The sequence below is a fragment of the Pseudomonas sp. KBS0707 genome (genome assembly GCF_005937945.2).
Classification (GTDB): Bacteria; Pseudomonadota; Gammaproteobacteria; order Pseudomonadales; family Pseudomonadaceae; genus Aquipseudomonas; species Aquipseudomonas amygdali.
Genome location: NZ_CP041754.1, coordinates 579,191 through 594,266, shown reverse-complemented (window position 1 = coordinate 594,266; position 15,076 = coordinate 579,191). Strand labels below are relative to the sequence as shown.

13 protein-coding genes and 2 tRNA genes are annotated in these 15,076 nt (G+C 58.7%); 2 read left to right on the top strand and 13 right to left on the bottom strand.

All coding sequences use genetic code 11. From position 1 onward, the window contains the following. Window positions 1–32: 32 nt before the first annotated feature. The 6 genes from rplI to rnr all read right to left on the bottom strand — a co-directional run bounded on the left by rplI (window position 33) and on the right by rnr (window position 5,724). Window positions 33–479, bottom strand: a complete 447-nt coding sequence (gene rplI, locus FFH21_RS02795) for a 50S ribosomal protein L9 (RefSeq protein ID WP_002551831.1) — start codon at window positions 477–479, stop codon at window positions 33–35. Between the two features lie 19 nt (window positions 480–498). After that, a complete protein-coding gene (locus tag FFH21_RS02790; RefSeq protein ID WP_011167567.1) occupies window positions 499–1,395 on the bottom strand; it encodes a hypothetical protein in 897 nt (298 codons plus the stop codon). A gap of 39 nt (window positions 1,396–1,434) precedes the next feature. Beyond that, the gene (rpsR, locus tag FFH21_RS02785; protein ID WP_002551829.1) at window positions 1,435–1,665 is read right to left on the bottom strand and encodes a 30S ribosomal protein S18; all 231 of its coding nucleotides are present in this window, start codon (window positions 1,663–1,665) and stop codon (window positions 1,435–1,437) included. A 28-nt stretch (window positions 1,666–1,693) separates the two neighbouring features. Then, window positions 1,694–2,119, bottom strand: a complete 426-nt coding sequence (rpsF, locus tag FFH21_RS02780; RefSeq protein WP_002551828.1) for a 30S ribosomal protein S6 — start codon at window positions 2,117–2,119, stop codon at window positions 1,694–1,696. Window positions 2,120–2,332: 213 nt separating this feature from the next. Further along, window positions 2,333–3,094: a 23S rRNA (guanosine(2251)-2'-O)-methyltransferase RlmB gene (rlmB, locus tag FFH21_RS02775; protein ID WP_004666402.1), complete on the bottom strand. Its 762-nt coding sequence runs from the start codon at window positions 3,092–3,094 to the stop codon at window positions 2,333–2,335. Next, entirely contained in the window at window positions 3,091–5,724 is a 2,634-nt protein-coding gene (rnr, locus tag FFH21_RS02770; protein ID WP_002551826.1) for a ribonuclease R, read from the bottom strand. Before rnr ends, rlmB begins: the two co-directional genes overlap by 4 nt. Window positions 5,725–5,949: 225 nt before the next feature. Here rnr and FFH21_RS02765 point away from each other — a divergent pair. Beyond that, window positions 5,950–6,036 (top strand) — tRNA-Leu (locus tag FFH21_RS02765). A 160-nt stretch (window positions 6,037–6,196) separates the two neighbouring features. After that, a tRNA-Leu gene (locus FFH21_RS02760) sits at window positions 6,197–6,283 on the top strand. Window positions 6,284–6,387: 104 nt separating this feature from the next. On the opposite strand, the gene FFH21_RS02755 is transcribed toward FFH21_RS02760, so the two are convergent. The 7 genes from FFH21_RS02755 to hfq all read right to left on the bottom strand — a co-directional run bounded on the left by FFH21_RS02755 (window position 6,388) and on the right by hfq (window position 15,038). Next, the gene (locus FFH21_RS02755) at window positions 6,388–8,322 is read right to left on the bottom strand and encodes a methyl-accepting chemotaxis protein (RefSeq protein ID WP_011167566.1); all 1,935 of its coding nucleotides are present in this window, start codon (window positions 8,320–8,322) and stop codon (window positions 6,388–6,390) included. Window positions 8,323–8,493: 171 nt separating this feature from the next. Further along, a complete protein-coding gene (locus FFH21_RS02750; RefSeq protein ID WP_002551824.1) occupies window positions 8,494–9,786 on the bottom strand; it encodes an adenylosuccinate synthase in 1,293 nt (430 codons plus the stop codon). A gap of 54 nt (window positions 9,787–9,840) precedes the next feature. After that, window positions 9,841–11,028: an ATP phosphoribosyltransferase regulatory subunit gene (locus FFH21_RS02745; RefSeq protein WP_011167565.1), complete on the bottom strand. Its 1,188-nt coding sequence runs from the start codon at window positions 11,026–11,028 to the stop codon at window positions 9,841–9,843. A gap of 270 nt (window positions 11,029–11,298) precedes the next feature. Beyond that, complete coding sequence (hflC, locus tag FFH21_RS02740) at window positions 11,299–12,168, bottom strand: protease modulator HflC (protein ID WP_002551822.1); 870 nt, start codon at window positions 12,166–12,168, stop codon at window positions 11,299–11,301. Continuing rightward, on the bottom strand, window positions 12,168–13,367 hold the full coding sequence (gene hflK / locus FFH21_RS02735) for an FtsH protease activity modulator HflK (protein WP_002551821.1): 1,200 nt from the start codon (window positions 13,365–13,367) through the stop codon (window positions 12,168–12,170). The genes hflC and hflK overlap by 1 nt, the downstream gene beginning before the upstream one ends. Before the next feature lie 96 nt (window positions 13,368–13,463). Further along, on the bottom strand, window positions 13,464–14,765 hold the full coding sequence (hflX, locus tag FFH21_RS02730) for a ribosome rescue GTPase HflX (protein ID WP_002551820.1): 1,302 nt from the start codon (window positions 14,763–14,765) through the stop codon (window positions 13,464–13,466). A gap of 12 nt (window positions 14,766–14,777) precedes the next feature. Continuing rightward, window positions 14,778–15,038 (bottom strand): RNA chaperone Hfq, encoded by a 261-nt coding sequence (gene hfq, locus FFH21_RS02725; RefSeq protein ID WP_002551819.1) that lies wholly within the window; start codon window positions 15,036–15,038, stop codon window positions 14,778–14,780. Window positions 15,039–15,076: the final 38 nt, after the last annotated feature.

The following is a 15,076-nucleotide window of genomic DNA, read 5'->3' as shown; positions in this document are numbered from 1 at the left end:
GGCAGCAATGCCGCCAGACGATTACGTATTGCTTAAGCAGCCACTACGACAACGCGTACGGTCGCTTCTACGTCGCTGTGCAGGTGCACGGCTACGTCGTATTCGCCAACGTTGCGGATAGTGCCGTTCGGCAGACGAACTTCGCTTTTTGCAACTTCAACGCCGGAGGCGGTCAGTGCATCAGCGATGTCGTGCGTACCGATCGAACCGAACAGCTTGCCTTCGTCACCAGCGGTGGCAGTGATAGTCACTTCCAGCTCAGCCAGTTGGGCAGCGCGAGTTTCGGCAGATGCTTTCTTGTCTGCAGCCAGTTTTTCCAGCTCTGCACGACGCTCTTCAAACGCAGCCACGTTGGCAGCGGTTGCAGCGGTTGCTTTGCCGTAAGGCAGCAGGTAGTTACGACCGTAGCCGGCCTTAACGTTTACTTTGTCGCCCAGGTTGCCCAGGTTGGCGACTTTTTCCAGAAGGATCAGTTGCATGTGGAAATCCTCTTAACTTTTAACCTTCACCGTTCGCAGGACCATTGCCGGAATCTTTCGAACTCCGGCGACCGCGAAAATCAATCAGGCTGTCGACAATGGCAATTACCACGAGCAACGGATAGATCAGTTGCATGAACACCAGCAGCGTTATGTACATCCCTACCAGCCAGAACCGGGAAAGCTGCTTTTCAGCAGCCAGACCGTGGATCAGAGCCAGCCCCGCAAACACCAGCGGTACGCTGCAAAGCGGTGTAAGCATTGCTATCTGCGGACCGAAATTCGGCCCCACCAGCATGCACACCAACAGCGCCAACGCAGACACCAGCGGGAGTTTCACAGCGCGAAATTCACGCCCGAAACCACCAGGGTTGTACAACATCGCTTGCCAGTACCGCCCAAGAATCAGGCACAACACACTGACGATTTGCAGCACAGCCGCTATCAGGCCATTCAGGACGGGTGCAATCAGTGCCCCCAGACGCGCTCGCTCTTCTACGTTCAACTGCTCGTAGAGCCCGGCCAGCATTGTCGGCAGATGCTTTTGCAGCTCCTGCGACATTGCTTCCAGAGGTTCGCGAAAAACCGTGCCCAGAATTACTGCATACACCACACCCAACGCCACGCTGACCAGCAGCACGCGGACCCAGGACTCGCTGGCACGCAAAACCATTGCCAAACTCAGCGAACCGGCCAGCACCATGGCTGTACGAGGTTCGCCGAAATACCACCAGACCAAAGCCGGCAGCAGAGCCCAGGACAGGACACCAACGGCATCACTGAACCCGCGTCGCAGGAGCACAAGGCACCCTGCGGCAGCACTCAACCAGAACAACAGCGGCAATGCCGCACATCCAGCCACTACAAGAGTGGCCTGCATACGGCCGCGCATGATGAATTCAGCCAGGGCACGCATGCTTTCTATCCTTTGTTACGTTTTGTCGACTACCTGGTCTCAGCGGCCGTGGCTGTCGGTGTAGGCCAGCAGGGCCAGGAAGCGGGCACGCTTGATAGCGGTGGCCAGCTGACGCTGATAACGTGCTTTGGTACCAGTGATACGGCTTGGAACGATTTTGCCGGTCTCGGATACGTAGGCTTTCAGAGTGTTGAGATCTTTGTAATCGATCTCTTTGACGTCTTCAGCGGTGAAGCGGCAGAATTTACGACGACGGAAGAAACGTGCCATGTAATTGGCTCCTCAAAAGGTCCGTGGATTACTCGTCAGCGTTATCGCTAACGTCGCTGTTGTCGCCGTCATCGCCATCGGCGCTGTCGGAGTGCTCAGGACGGTCACGACGCTCACGGCGCTCACTGCGGTTCTCTTCAGCCTTGAGCATCTCGGACTGGCCAGTTACGGCTTCGTCGCGACGGATGACCAGGTTACGGATCACAGCATCGTTGTAACGGAAGTTGTCTTCCAGCTCGGCCAGAGCCTTGCCAGTGCACTCAACGTTCAGCATCACGTAGTGAGCCTTGTGAACATTGTTGATTGCGTAAGCCAGTTGACGACGGCCCCAATCTTCCAGACGGTGGATTTTGCCGCCGTCTTCTTCGATCAGCTTGGTGTAACGCTCTACCATGCCGCCGACTTGCTCGCTTTGATCCGGGTGGACCAAAAAGATAATTTCGTAATGACGCATGAATGCTCCTTACGGGTTGTAGCCTGCCGCTCAAAAGCGGTCAGACAAGGAGTGAATGACACTGTTGGTCTTGCTCAGGGACAGGCACATGCGCGCCTGCCGTGACAGCAAGGGGCGCAATTGTAGAGAAGGGTCGAGGGAGGCGCAAGGCAATTGGTGAATTAATGAGCAGATCGCATGGCGCGACCTGCTCACTCTGGCCAGGCGCCGAAATCAGGCCTTTTTGCCGGCAGCCTTGACGCTGCGCTGACGCAGCGCTTCAAACAGACACACGCCGGTCGCGACCGACACGTTCAGACTGCTGACACTGCCCGCCATCGGCAGACGCACCAGATAATCGCAGTGCTCGCGGGTCAGGCGACGCATGCCCTTGCCTTCCGCGCCCATGATGATGATGGTCGGGCCGGTCAGATCCTGTTGATACAACTCGACCTCGGCCTCGCCTGCCGTACCGACAACCCACAAGCCGCGCTGCTGAAGCTTTTCCAGCGTGCGCGCCAGATTGGTCACAGCCACCAGCGGAATGACTTCGGCCGCACCGCAGGCGACTTTTCGCACAGCTGGCGTCAAGGTCGCAGACTTGTCCTTGGGCACGATCACGGCCAGCGCACCTGCCGCATCGGCGGTACGCAGGCAGGCGCCGAGATTGTGCGGATCGGTCACGCCATCAAGCACCAGCAGCAACGGCGAACCTTCGCTGCGGTCGAGTAGCTCGTCGAGCATTGCCTCGCCCCAGACCTGACTCGGGCTCACATCGGCAACCACACCCTGATGCACGCCTTCGACCCAGGCATCCATTTCGCGACGCTCCGCCTGACCAATGGTCACGCGATTCTCACCCGCCAGCGCCACCAGCGTCTGTACGCGAGGGTCGTTACGACCCTCGGCCAGCCAGATGTGCTTGACGCGTTTCGGGTGATGACGAAGTAACGCTTCTACGGCGTGAACGCCGTAGATTTTTTCCAGCTGACTCATGACTTGGCCTTGGGTTTACGAGCGCCACCGCTTTTCGCGGTTGGCGCGGAGCCCGATTTTGACGGACCTTTACGGTGTTTACTGGCCGGCTTGCTCGACGAAGGAGCAGAGCCCGACCTGTCAGACTTTCCCGACGACGCCTTGCTACCACCCTTCGCGTCTGCCAGAAGGGCTTTTTTCAGCTCGCGGCTTTTACGCACTTCTGCGTTTTTCGCCGCCGCATCGCTCGGGCGATACGCTTCGGTACTGCTCTCCTTGGCAGAAGCGCTACGGCGACCGGACTTGGCAGGCGCCTTTTCCTTTTCCGTCGTTGTAGTGGCGGCAGGCGGCGCAGTGTCATGACCACGACGCTTGCGACCAGCCGGCGTTGCAGCCGCTGCGGTTTCGGAAATCTCGAAGTCGATCTTGCGCTCATCCAGATCAACACGCATGACACGCACTTCGACGCTGTCGCCCAGACGGAAATTACGTCCGGTACGCTCGCCGGCAAGGCGGTGATGCAGGGGGTCGAAATGGTAGTAATCACCCGGCAGAGCCGTAACGTGAACCAGCCCTTCGACGTAGATGTCAGTCAGCTCGACGAACAGGCCAAAGCCGGTTACCGCCGTAATCACGCCCGGGAATGACTCGCCCACGCGATCTTTCATGTACTCGCACTTGAGCCAGTTGACCACGTCGCGCGTAGCCTCGTCGGCACGGCGCTCGCTCATCGAGCATTGTTCGCCCAACTGATCGAGCAGCGCGTCGTCGTACGGGTAGATACGCGCCTTCGGAATCGTTGCAGCACCGGCACGACGTACGTGTGGAGTATCCTGCTTGGAGCGGATAACGCTGCGAATCGCACGGTGCGTCAGCAGATCCGGATAACGACGGATCGGCGAGGTGAAGTGCGTATACGCTTCATAATTGAGACCGAAGTGGCCGTTGTTGTCCGAGCTGTAAACGGCCTGGCTCAACGAACGCAGCATGACGGTCTGAATCAGGTGGTAATCCGGGCGGTCACGAACGGTTTCAAGCAGCGCCTGATAATCCTTCGGTGTCGGACCTTCCTTGCCTTTGTGCAGCGTCAGACCCAGCTCACCCAGGAATGCACGCAGTTTTTCCAGACGCTCTGGCGGCGGACCATCATGGACGCGGTACAACGCGGGAATTTCGTGCTTCTTCAAGAACTGCGCGGTGGCCACGTTGGCGGCCAGCATGCACTCTTCGATCAGCTTGTGAGCATCGTTGCGAGTGGTCGGACGGATTTCGGCAATCTTGCGCTCGGAACCGAAGATGATCCGGGTTTCCTGAGTTTCGAAATCGATCGCACCGCGCACATGACGCGCACCCAGCAACACCTTGTACATGGCGTAAAGCTGCTTGAGGTGCGGAACCACGTCGCCGTATTCGCCACGAAGGCTTTTGGCTTCAGCCGTTTTCGGCTGTTCCAGGATCGTGCTGACCTTGTTGTAGGTCAGGCGAGCGTGGGAGTGGATGATGCCTTCGTAGAATACGTAGTCAGTCATCTCGCCGGTCTTGGAGATGGTCATCTCGCAAACCATGGCCAGACGATCAACGTGCGGGTTCAGCGAGCACAGGCCGTTGGACAATTGCTCAGGCAGCATGGGCACGACTCGCTCGGGGAAGTACACCGAGTTGCCGCGAACCTGGGATTCAGCATCCAGCGCCGAGCCGATTTTCACGTAGCTCGATACGTCGGCAATGGCCACGTAGAGCTTCCAGCCACCGGAGAACAAGCGCAGTTTGCCCGGCTTGGCTTCGCAATAAACCGCGTCGTCGAAATCGCGAGCGTCTTCGCCGTCGATGGTCACAAAAGGCAGGTGGCGCAGGTCTACGCGATTTTCCTTGTCCTTCTCTTCGACTTCCGGCTTGAGCTTCGCAGCTTCCTTGAGTACAGCCTCAGGCCACACGTGCGGAATATCGTAAGTGCGTAGCGCAACATCGATTTCCATGCCCGGCGCCATGTAGTTGCCGACCACTTCGACCACATCACCCTGCGGCTGGAAGCGCGGCGTTGGCCAGTGGGTGATTTTCACCTCGACGAACTGGCCGATCTTCGCATTATTGTTGCGGCCCGGTGTTACCAGCACTTCCTGCTGGATTTTCGGGTTATCGGGTACAACAAAACCAATGCCACTCTCTTCGAAGTAGCGACCAACGATGGTTTCGTGAGCACGCGAGATCACTTCGACAATAACGCCTTCGCGACGACCGCGACGGTCAAGGCCGGAAACACGCGCCAGCGCCCGGTCACCGTCGAACACCAGACGCATCTGCGCCGGGCTCATGAACAGGTCATCGGAACCGTCATCTGGAACCAGAAAACCGAAACCGTCACGGTGCCCGGAGATGCGACCCAGAATAAGGTCAAGCTTGTCTACCGGTGCATACGTGCCACGACGGGTATAGATCAACTGGGCGTCACGCTCCATTGCCCGAAGGCGGCGGCGCAGAGCCTCGAATTGATCTTCGGTGGTCAGGCCGAATTCTTCGACCAGTTGCTCACGACTGGCCGGCGAACCGCGCTCGGCAAGGTGCTGCAAGATCAGCTCACGGCTGGGAATAGGGTTTTCGTATTTTTCCGCTTCACGAGCGGCCTCGGGATCGAGGGACTGCCAATCGGCCATTAGATAGTTTTCACCTTGTATATATAGGGGTTAGTTTGGCATAGACCTCATGAAACGGGAAATTTCACGCTCAAACCACTCGACAAAAAGCCTCCCTGACCACGCTGCAATACCCGAAACACACCGCTCGCGATTTTTTTCGACTTTTTTTCATCGCCGGGGTTTACAGCCTAAAAAGCGCTCCGTATAGTGCGCGCCATCGGCAGGTTGAAGCCTTCCGATACTGCCCAGATGGTGAAATTGGTAGACACGCCAGCTTCAGGTGCTGGTGACCGCAAGGTCGTGGAAGTTCGAGTCTTCTTCTGGGCACCAATTCAGGCAACAGACTACAACAGTCTCAAGCCTCACAAAAACCCGCGAAAGCGGGTTTTTGCATTTTCAGGTTTTGATTATTAAATCAAAACAGGGGTTTACAGAGCAAAATGATCGCCGTATAGTGCGCCCCATCAACGGCGGAGACGCTGCTGATGCTGCCCAGATGGTGAAATTGGTAGACACGCCAGCTTCAGGTGCTGGTGACCGCAAGGTCGTGGAAGTTCGAGTCTTCTTCTGGGCACCAATTCAAAAAACCGAGCCAATGGCTCGGTTTTTTGCTTTCCGACTTCAGAAAAGCCCCCCCTTCCGCAGGCATGGCAGCGCCACATTTGCAGCGCTGCATGATGCTCAAGCCCGAAACTGCCCCAGGCTCGCCTTCAACTGCGCAGCCAGCCCGCTGAGTACCTTGCCGCTAGCAGCCGTCTCGACCACCGCCTCGGCAGCACGCTCGGCCTGAGCATGAATCACCTCGACCCGACCGCGAACGGCCTGCGCGCCTTCAGCCTGATGTACAGCCGCCTTGGTTGCCAGACCGATGGCAGCATGCACTTGCTCGACGGACGCCTGCACGGTCTGCTGGCGTTTGGCGCTGTCACGTAATACTTCCAGCCCTTCCTTGGCCTGTCGGCCAGCGATGCCGATGGCAGCGACCGCCTCTTTCGCGCCGCGCTGCAAGGCGATGATGTGTTCCTGAATATCGCCCGTCGAGCTTTGTGTCTTGCTGGCCAGCGCACGCACCTCGTCAGCCACCACGGCAAAGCCCCTGCCCGTTTCACCCGCGCGTGCGGCTTCAATGGCTGCGTTGAGTGCGAGCAAGTTGGTTTGCTCGGCAATACCGTGGATAACTTCCAGCACGACCTCGATCTGCTGGCTTTGCTGCGCCAGACGCTCTATGACCTGCGCACCGGTTTCAACCTGCCCGGCCAGCGCCTCGATCAAACCGCCGACCTGATTGGACGTGCGGGTGTTTTCATCGGTCGCCTGCTTGATATCGACCACTTGACGTAGGGCTGCCTGCATCGCCTGGCTTTCCGACTGCGCCTCATCGGCCATCTGCTCCAGCGCCTTGAGGCTGGCCGCCACTTCGTCTCGCTGCAGTTCGGCTGCAGCATCGGCGCCGGCGTTGCGCTGGCTCATCACGCCGATTTCCTGCCCGGTGCGCTGCGCCACCTCGCCCGCCTCACGAACGATAGGCTGCAACTTGTCGATGAAGCGATTGACCGCCGCCGACATGTCGCCGATTTCGTCATTACTGTCCAGCTTGACGCGCTTGGTCAGGTCGCCCTCACCCGCCGCCAGATCATTGAGCGCAGCGATCAGCAGATGCAGCTTGCTGACGACTCGACGACCGAGCACCACCGCCAGTAACAGCAGTACGCCCAGGCCGACCAGCGCCAACCCCATGCCGATCCGCCAGCGCAACGTTTCGGCGGCTCCCTGAACCGCCACACGTGTATTGGTGGTCATTGCAGCACCCGCCGTCTGAGCGGATTGCAAGCGCGTGCGCAAGGCGGTCGAACTGTCTTTGGAGGCACTGGCAAGGCTGTCGGAAACCAGTTGCTCGCCACTGGTTATCAGGGTGGCGAAACGCTTGTCCAGCGCAGCAAGATTTTCCTCGACCGTTGCCGTCGACACTCCCATGCGCACCTTGCCGATCTCGACACCGTTAGGGCTGATAGAGGCCTCGACGTAATACACCGACGGGTCGTTTTTCGCGGCATTGAGGATCTTGTCCATCGCCCGCTCGCCTTCACCCTTGGCCAGCAGCGCCTTGACCAGCGGGTTATCGCGGTTCATGTACCGCGTAAGGTGCTCACCTGCGGCGTCGTCATAGACCACAAACAACACGTTGGGATTGCGCTGGGCGCGTCGGGCAAATTCGGAAAGGGTTGGCGTGTCGTTGTCCCACATGGCGCGCGGGGCAACCGCAGCCAGTAGCCCGGCCATGTCAGTGGCAGACTCTCTCAGGTCTTTTTCCAGCGTGGCACGCAGTTGGGCCTGCTCTTCCTTCAGGCGGGTAGAAAGCCCGACGCTCAAGCGCTGACGCGTACTGGCTGAAAGCGAGTCGAGGCTCGACGTCACTTCGCTACTCGCCAGCTCCAGCTCGGAGGAAAGATGTTGCGAATCTACCCCAAGGCGATTGGCAAGGTCAGCCTCAAGCGCCGTGACCGTGCTCCGGGTAAGAGCAACCGCCACGATGACCTGCACCAAAAGGGCAATGCCCAGGGCAATGAAGACCGGGCGCAGCAGACGGCTTTGCAATAGAGATAAGACAGCAGACACAGGAGAATCCCTCCACCCTCAGCGCCATTAAAATGATGGCACTTTTCTGTCATCTTTGTAGCAAGCGTCGTGCCGTGACACAAGTCTCACTTTTGCCGCGATTGAATCCTGCGGACGCTGAAAACAAAAAGGGCCGCAAACGCGGCCCTCTTGATACAGCGCGGCGAAGTATTAGCCGAACGGGTGACGCAGCACGATGGTTTCGTTACGGTCAGGACCGGTCGAAATGATATCGATAGGCGCGCCAACCAGCTCTTCGACGCGCTTGATGTAGGCGCGAGCGGCTGCAGGCAACTCTTCCAGGGTCTTGGCACCCAGCGTGGATTCGCTCCAGCCAGGCATTTGCTCGTAGACCGGACGCAGACCCAGGTAGCTGTCGGCGTCAGTAGGTGCGTCGATGACCGCGCCTTCTTCGTTCTCGTAGCCGACGCAGATGTTGATGGTCTCAAGACCGTCAAGCACGTCCAGCTTGGTCAGGCACAGGCCCGAGATGCTGTTGATTTCGATGGCGCGACGCAGGATGACGGCATCGAACCAGCCGCAACGACGAGCGCGACCGGTGGTAGCGCCGAACTCATGACCACGCTTGGCCAGGAAAGCACCGACATCGTCGAACAGCTCGGTCGGGAACGGACCCGAACCCACACGCGTGGTGTAAGCCTTGGTAATGCCCAGAATGTAATCCAGGTACATCGGACCAAAACCCGAACCGGTAGCGATACCGCCAGCAGTGGTGTTGGAGCTGGTGACGTACGGATAAGTACCGTGGTCGATGTCCAGCAACGAACCCTGGGCACCTTCGAACATGATGTCCTTGCCGTCGCGACGCATCTCATGCAGCGCAGCGGTGACGTCGAGCATCAGCGGCTTGAGCAGATCGGCATATTCCATGCACTCGTCGAGTGTCTTCTGGAAGTCGATGGCAGGCTCTTTGTAGTAATTGACCAGCACGAAGTTGTGGTAGTCGAGCAGCTCGCCCAGCTTGGCCGCGAAGCGTTCGCGATGGAACAGGTCGCCAATGCGCAGACCGCGACGCGCAACCTTGTCTTCGTAAGCCGGGCCGATACCACGACCGGTGGTGCCGATCTTGAATTCGCCGCGGGCTTTTTCACGCGCCTGGTCCAGTGCAACATGGTACGACAGGATCAGCGGGCAGGACGGGCTGATGCGCAGACGCTCACGCACTGGAATGCCTTTCTCTTCCAGCTTGATGATTTCGCGCAGGAGCGCGTCGGGAGCAACCACTACACCGTTACCGATCAGGCACTGCACGCCTTCGCGCAGTACACCGGACGGAATCAGGTGCAATACGGTTTTCTCACCGTCGATCACCAGTGTGTGACCAGCGTTGTGGCCACCCTGATAGCGAACTACGGCGGTAGCATGTTCGGTCAGCAGATCAACGATCTTGCCTTTGCCCTCATCACCCCATTGAGTGCCCAGGACTACGACATTCTTACCCATAACACTTGTCCTCATTCACGCAAACTTGGTGCCGGCGGCGGCCGGCAGGAATACTCAAGAAGCCAGCGGCATTACCTGCCAGTGCTCGCCATGCTGAATCAATTGCCGGTCACAGTCGGCTTCACGCGCGGCGCTCGCCTGCTGCCCAGGCAATGCCTGAACCACACGCTGACCTTCACTGCGCAACTGGCAAACCTGCTGCCAGAGTGCCGCATCCGTACTGTCCGGCACCCAGATGCCACCAGACGGTAAGACGATTTCTGCCTGCCCCAGGGTAACCAGGGTTTTCAGGTCGGTAGAAAAGCCGGTCGCCGGACGGGCGCGGCCGAAGTCGGCGCCGATGTCATCGTAACGACCGCCCTGCGCGATCGACTGGCCCACGCCAGGCACGAACACCGCAAACACCACACCGGTGTGGTAGTGATAGCCACGCAGCTCGCCGAGATCGAAGTACAGCGGCAACTGCGGGAAACGCGCAGCCAGACGCTCGGCGATCGCCAGCAGATCATTCAGCGCAGCCAATACAGGCGCAGGTGCGCCAGCCAGACGGTCGCGCGCCGCATCCAGCACCTCACGACCACCACACAGATCAACCAGCGCGCGCAGCATTGAAGCCAGCTCTTGCGGCAGATCGGCGGTCAGGGCAACCACTTCATCAATAGCCTTGCGCTGCAGTGCATCGAACAACTGCTGCTCGACTTCTCCCGACAGGCCAGCGGCACGCGCCAGACCACGGTAGATGCCGACATGCCCAAGGTCCATGTGCACGTCCGGCACATCGGCCAGTTGCAACATGGCCAGCATCAGGCTGATGACTTCAACGTCACTGCTCGGGCTGGCATCGCCGTACAGCTCGGCGCCCAGTTGAATGGGGCTGCGCGAGGAGGACAGTGCGCGCGGCTGGGCGTGCAGAACGCTGCCCGCATAGCACAGACGGCTCGGGCCTTCACGCTTGAGGGTGTGAGCATCGATGCGTGCAACCTGCGGCGTGATGTCGGCACGAAAGCCCATCTGCCGGCCCGATTGCGGGTCGATAACCTTGAAGGTGCGCAGATCCAGATCCGAACCCGCGCCAGTCAGCAGAGATTCGAGATATTCGATATGCGGAGTGACGACAAACTCATAGCCCCAGCTCTGAAACAGATCCAACACCTGACGGCGCGCTACTTCAATGCACGCCGCTTCCGGTGGCAGTACTTCTTCGATGCCATCTGGTAGCAGCCAGCGGTCGACCGTTGCCATTACGCCATTCCCCTGTGATCCAGGCGGCCAGCCTACAGGCCAGCCTTGAGTGAAGCAGAAAGTGGTGCGCTGTATGACGGGCACGACAAATGCCCGAGACAGGTCTTGCAGACCACTTTCCTCGAAAAATCTTGCCGCGTTCTGATTCAGATACGGCCAATCAATCGTGCAGACGCAAAAAAGCCGGGAATTTCCCGGCTGCCGCATGATACACACGTTTCACCGTACGTTCACCCCACCGGGCGGTTTTGCCGCCCGGCGGGTGATTAATTACGGCTTGGCTTTTTCCAGATAGCGAAAGAATTCGCTGTTCGGATCAAGCACCATCACGTCGCTCTTGTTCGCAAAGCTTTCACGGTAGGCACGCAGGCTACGATAAAACGCGTAGAACTCCTGATCCTGACCATACGCCTTGGAGTAGATCGCGGCAGCCTGGGCATCACCATCACCACGCGCTTCTTCCGACTCGCGATAGGCTTCTGCCAGCAACACACGACGCTGACGATCGGCGTCGGCACGAATGCCTTCAGCCAGCTCGTTACCCTTGGCACGATGCTCGCGGGCTTCACGCTCACGCTCGGTGCTCATACGCTCGAAAACGCTGCGATTCACTTCCTTCGGCAGATCGATGGCCTTGACCCGGACATCGACAACTTCGATACCCAGCTCTTTCTCGGCCATGCGGTTCAGCGAACCGGTGATATCAGCCATCAGCGCATCACGCTCACCCGACACGACTTCGTGCAGGGTGCGCTTGCCGAACTGGTCACGCAGGCCGGATTCCAGACGACGCGAAAGACGCTCGTCGGCGATCTGCTTGAGGCCGGAAGTCGCGGTGTAGAAACGCTCCGCGTCCTTCACACGCCACTTGGCGTAGGCATCGACCATGACCGCTTTCTTTTCCAGCGTCAGGAAACGCTGGGTCGGTGCATCGAGGGTCAGCAAACGACCGTCGAACTTGCGCACCTGGTTCACGTAAGGAACCTTCACATGCAGACCTGGCTGAACGTCCGCCTGGACCACACGACCGAATTGCAGCAGAACCGCGCGCTCGGTCTGGGACACTATGTAGAAGCTGTTCCAGGCGATGACTGCCAGTACCACGCCGACAATAAGGGTGATCAGTGATTTGTTACTCATCAGCGAGTCTCCCTGGTACGTACTTCACCACGCTGCTGAGCCTCATTCGCCCGGGCAGCGGCGGCAGCAGCGGCAGCATCATTAGCCGACTGCGATGGCGTACCTGAATTGGAGCCATTGCCGTTACTGCTGCGGCTGCTCTCGATCATCTTGTCGAGCGGCAGATAAAGCAGATTGTTCTGCCCCTTGTCGCCGGTCACGAGCACCTTGCTGGTGTTGCTGAAGACTTCCTGCATGGTGTCCAGATACAGACGCTGGCGGGTAACTTCAGGAGCCTTGCGGTACTCGGCAACCAGTTTGGTAAAGCGATCCGCCTCACCCTTGGCGCGCGAAACCACTTCATCGCGGTAGCCGTTGGCATCTTCAAGGATGCGCTGAGCCTGACCACGGGCTTCCGGAATCACGCCATTGGCATAGCTTTCAGCCTGGTTACGCGCACGCTGCTCGTCTTCACGGGCGCGGATCACGTCATCGAAGGCTTCCTGAACTTCACGCGGTGCCGCGGCGCTCTGTACGTTGACCTGAGTGACGGTGATGCCGGTACGGTAGGTATCGAGGAAGCGTTGCAGACGCTCCTTGATTTCGCTGGCCATCAGTTCACGACCTTCAGTCAGCACCTGATCCATTGCCGTGGAACCCACGACATGGCGCAGCGCACTTTCAGTGGCGTGCTGCAGGCTGATTTCAGGCTGGTCGACGTTCAGGACGAAGTCTTGCAGGTTGCTGATCTTGTATTGCACGGTCAGTGGCACTTCGACGATGTTCTCGTCTTCGGTGAGCATCTGGCCCTGCTTGCTGTAGGCTCGCTCGCGAGTCACGTTTTCCATGTACTTGCGATCGAACGGCGGGAAGTAGATGTTGAGACCCGGCCCTACGGTTTCGTGGTATTGACCGAAACGCAGCACGACAGCCTGCTCCTGCTCGTCAACAACATAGATAGCGCTGTAGAGCCAGAAAGCGACGAGCACGACCAGGCCGATACCGAGCAAGCCAAAGCCACCGCCCTTGCCTGAACCGCCACCACTGCCGCCGCCATCGCTGCCGCGTTTGTTACCGCCGCCGAACAACCCCTTCAGGCTTTCCTGCAGCTTACGGAAGGCCTCGTCGAGATCAGGTGGTCCCTTGCGGTCGCCGCCACGGCGTTTGCCACCCCAGGGATCTTGATTATTCGAGTTGCCACCCGGCTCATTCCAAGCCATAGCGCTCTCCATCTGATAAAGCAAAGACGCGCCCGCGGCGCGCCGACCAATGCTACAGAATGCTCGCGAAAGCCGTACAACGGCTTTCTCGTGCTTTTATTGCAAAGTGTGTTGCTCGATGAACTCCAGCGGCTGCAATCCTTCGCGACTCACCAGTCGATTGAGTTCAACGCGCGGCAGTCGTACGGCCAACACGCTGGCACCTTCCTCGTCATGCGTTTCGCTCTGCACCGCACCCAATTCGAAAAACTGGGCGCGCAGCCGGGCAAGACTCTGAGGCAAAAGCAGCGTGCCGACAAACAGGTCGTCGCCGAGCAGTTCGGCGATAGCCTGCTTGAGCAGATCAAGCCCTCGACCATCACGGGCAGACACCCAGACACGCTGCGGCTTGCCATCGGCATCCCGCTGTATCTGAGGCTCCACGCCTTCAAGCAGATCGAGTTTGTTATAGACCTCAAGGATCGGCAAGCCCTCGGCACCGATCTCACCGAGCACAGCCATGACCTGCTCGATCTGCGACATGCGGTCAGGCTCGTGGGAGTCGATCACATGCAGCAGTAAATCGGAGTTGCTCGACTCTTCAAGCGTCGCTCGAAACGCTTCTACCAGTTTGTGCGGCAGATGGCGAATGAAGCCTACGGTATCGGCCAGCACGATAGGCCCCAGGTCATCGAGCTGCAGACGACGCAAGGTCGGATCGAGCGTGGCGAACAGCTGGTCCGCCGCAAACACATCCGAATCGGTCACCGAGTTGAAAAGGGTCGATTTACCGGCGTTGGTATAGCCTACCAGTGAAACCGAAGGGATGTCGGCGCGGCGGCGTCCACGACGTGCCTGATCGCGCTGGCTGCGAACCTTCTCCAGCCGCCCTTTGATCTGCCGCAGGCGAACCCGCAGAAGACGTCGGTCGGTTTCGAGCTGGGTTTCCCCAGGACCGCGCAGGCCGATACCACCTTTCTGACGCTCAAGGTGAGTCCAGCCACGGACCAGACGCGTACTCATATGCTCAAGCTGGGCCAGTTCGACCTGAAGCTTGCCTTCGTGGGTACGTGCGCGCTGCGCAAAAATATCGAGGATCAACCCCGTACGATCAAGCACGCGACACTCGAAAACGCGTTCGAGGTTACGTTCCTGACTGGGCGTGAGGGTGTGATTGAAGATAACGAGATCAGCCTGTTCGGCCTTGACCTGGTCGCGAAGCTCCTCGACCTTGCCAGAGCCAATCAGGTATTTGGCCGATGGCCGATGACGCGGCACGTTGATAAACGCAACGGTATCGGCACCGGCCGATATGGCCAGCTCCTGAAACTCCTGCGGATCTTCGCGCGCCTCAGGGTCCTGACCATCCAGATGAACGAGAATTGCACGTTCACCACCACTGTGGCGCTCAAAGAACAAGGCAGACTCCTATCAGGCGTTACCTGGCTCGGCGTCTGCGCCGTCAGCGTCGGTAGCGCTGGGAAGGCGAATCGGGCGAACCGGTACGACGGTGGAAATGGCGTGTTTGTAGACCATCTGGCTGACAGTATTCTTCAGCAAAATGACGAACTGGTCGAAAGACTCGATCGTGCCCTGCAGCTTGATACCGTTGACCAGGTAGATCGATACCCCGACCTTCTCTTTTCGCAAGGTATTCAAGTAAGGGTCTTGTAGCGAATGCCCTTTTGACATGTGCCGCACTCCTTTAAGGATCAATAAATAATAAATCG

Coding starts and splice junctions, on each gene's coding strand:
- rplI (WP_002551831.1), bottom strand. CDS start 479: ATGCAACTGATCCTTCTGGAAAAAGTCGCCAACCTGGGCAACCTGGGC.
- FFH21_RS02790 (WP_011167567.1), bottom strand. CDS start 1,395: ATGCGTGCCCTGGCTGAATTCATCATGCGCGGCCGTATGCAGGCCACT.
- rpsR (WP_002551829.1), bottom strand. CDS start 1,665: ATGGCACGTTTCTTCCGTCGTCGTAAATTCTGCCGCTTCACCGCTGAA.
- rpsF (WP_002551828.1), bottom strand. CDS start 2,119: ATGCGTCATTACGAAATTATCTTTTTGGTCCACCCGGATCAAAGCGAG.
- rlmB (WP_004666402.1), bottom strand. CDS start 3,094: ATGAGTCAGCTGGAAAAAATCTACGGCGTTCACGCCGTAGAAGCGTTA.
- rnr (WP_002551826.1), bottom strand. CDS start 5,724: ATGGCCGATTGGCAGTCCCTCGATCCCGAGGCCGCTCGTGAAGCGGAA.
- FFH21_RS02750 (WP_002551824.1), bottom strand. CDS start 9,786: ATGGGTAAGAATGTCGTAGTCCTGGGCACTCAATGGGGTGATGAGGGC.
- FFH21_RS02745 (WP_011167565.1), bottom strand. CDS start 11,028: ATGGCAACGGTCGACCGCTGGCTGCTACCAGATGGCATCGAAGAAGTA.
- hflC (WP_002551822.1), bottom strand. CDS start 12,168: ATGAGTAACAAATCACTGATCACCCTTATTGTCGGCGTGGTACTGGCA.
- hflK (WP_002551821.1), bottom strand. CDS start 13,367: ATGGCTTGGAATGAGCCGGGTGGCAACTCGAATAATCAAGATCCCTGG.
- hfq (WP_002551819.1), bottom strand. CDS start 15,038: ATGTCAAAAGGGCATTCGCTACAAGACCCTTACTTGAATACCTTGCGA.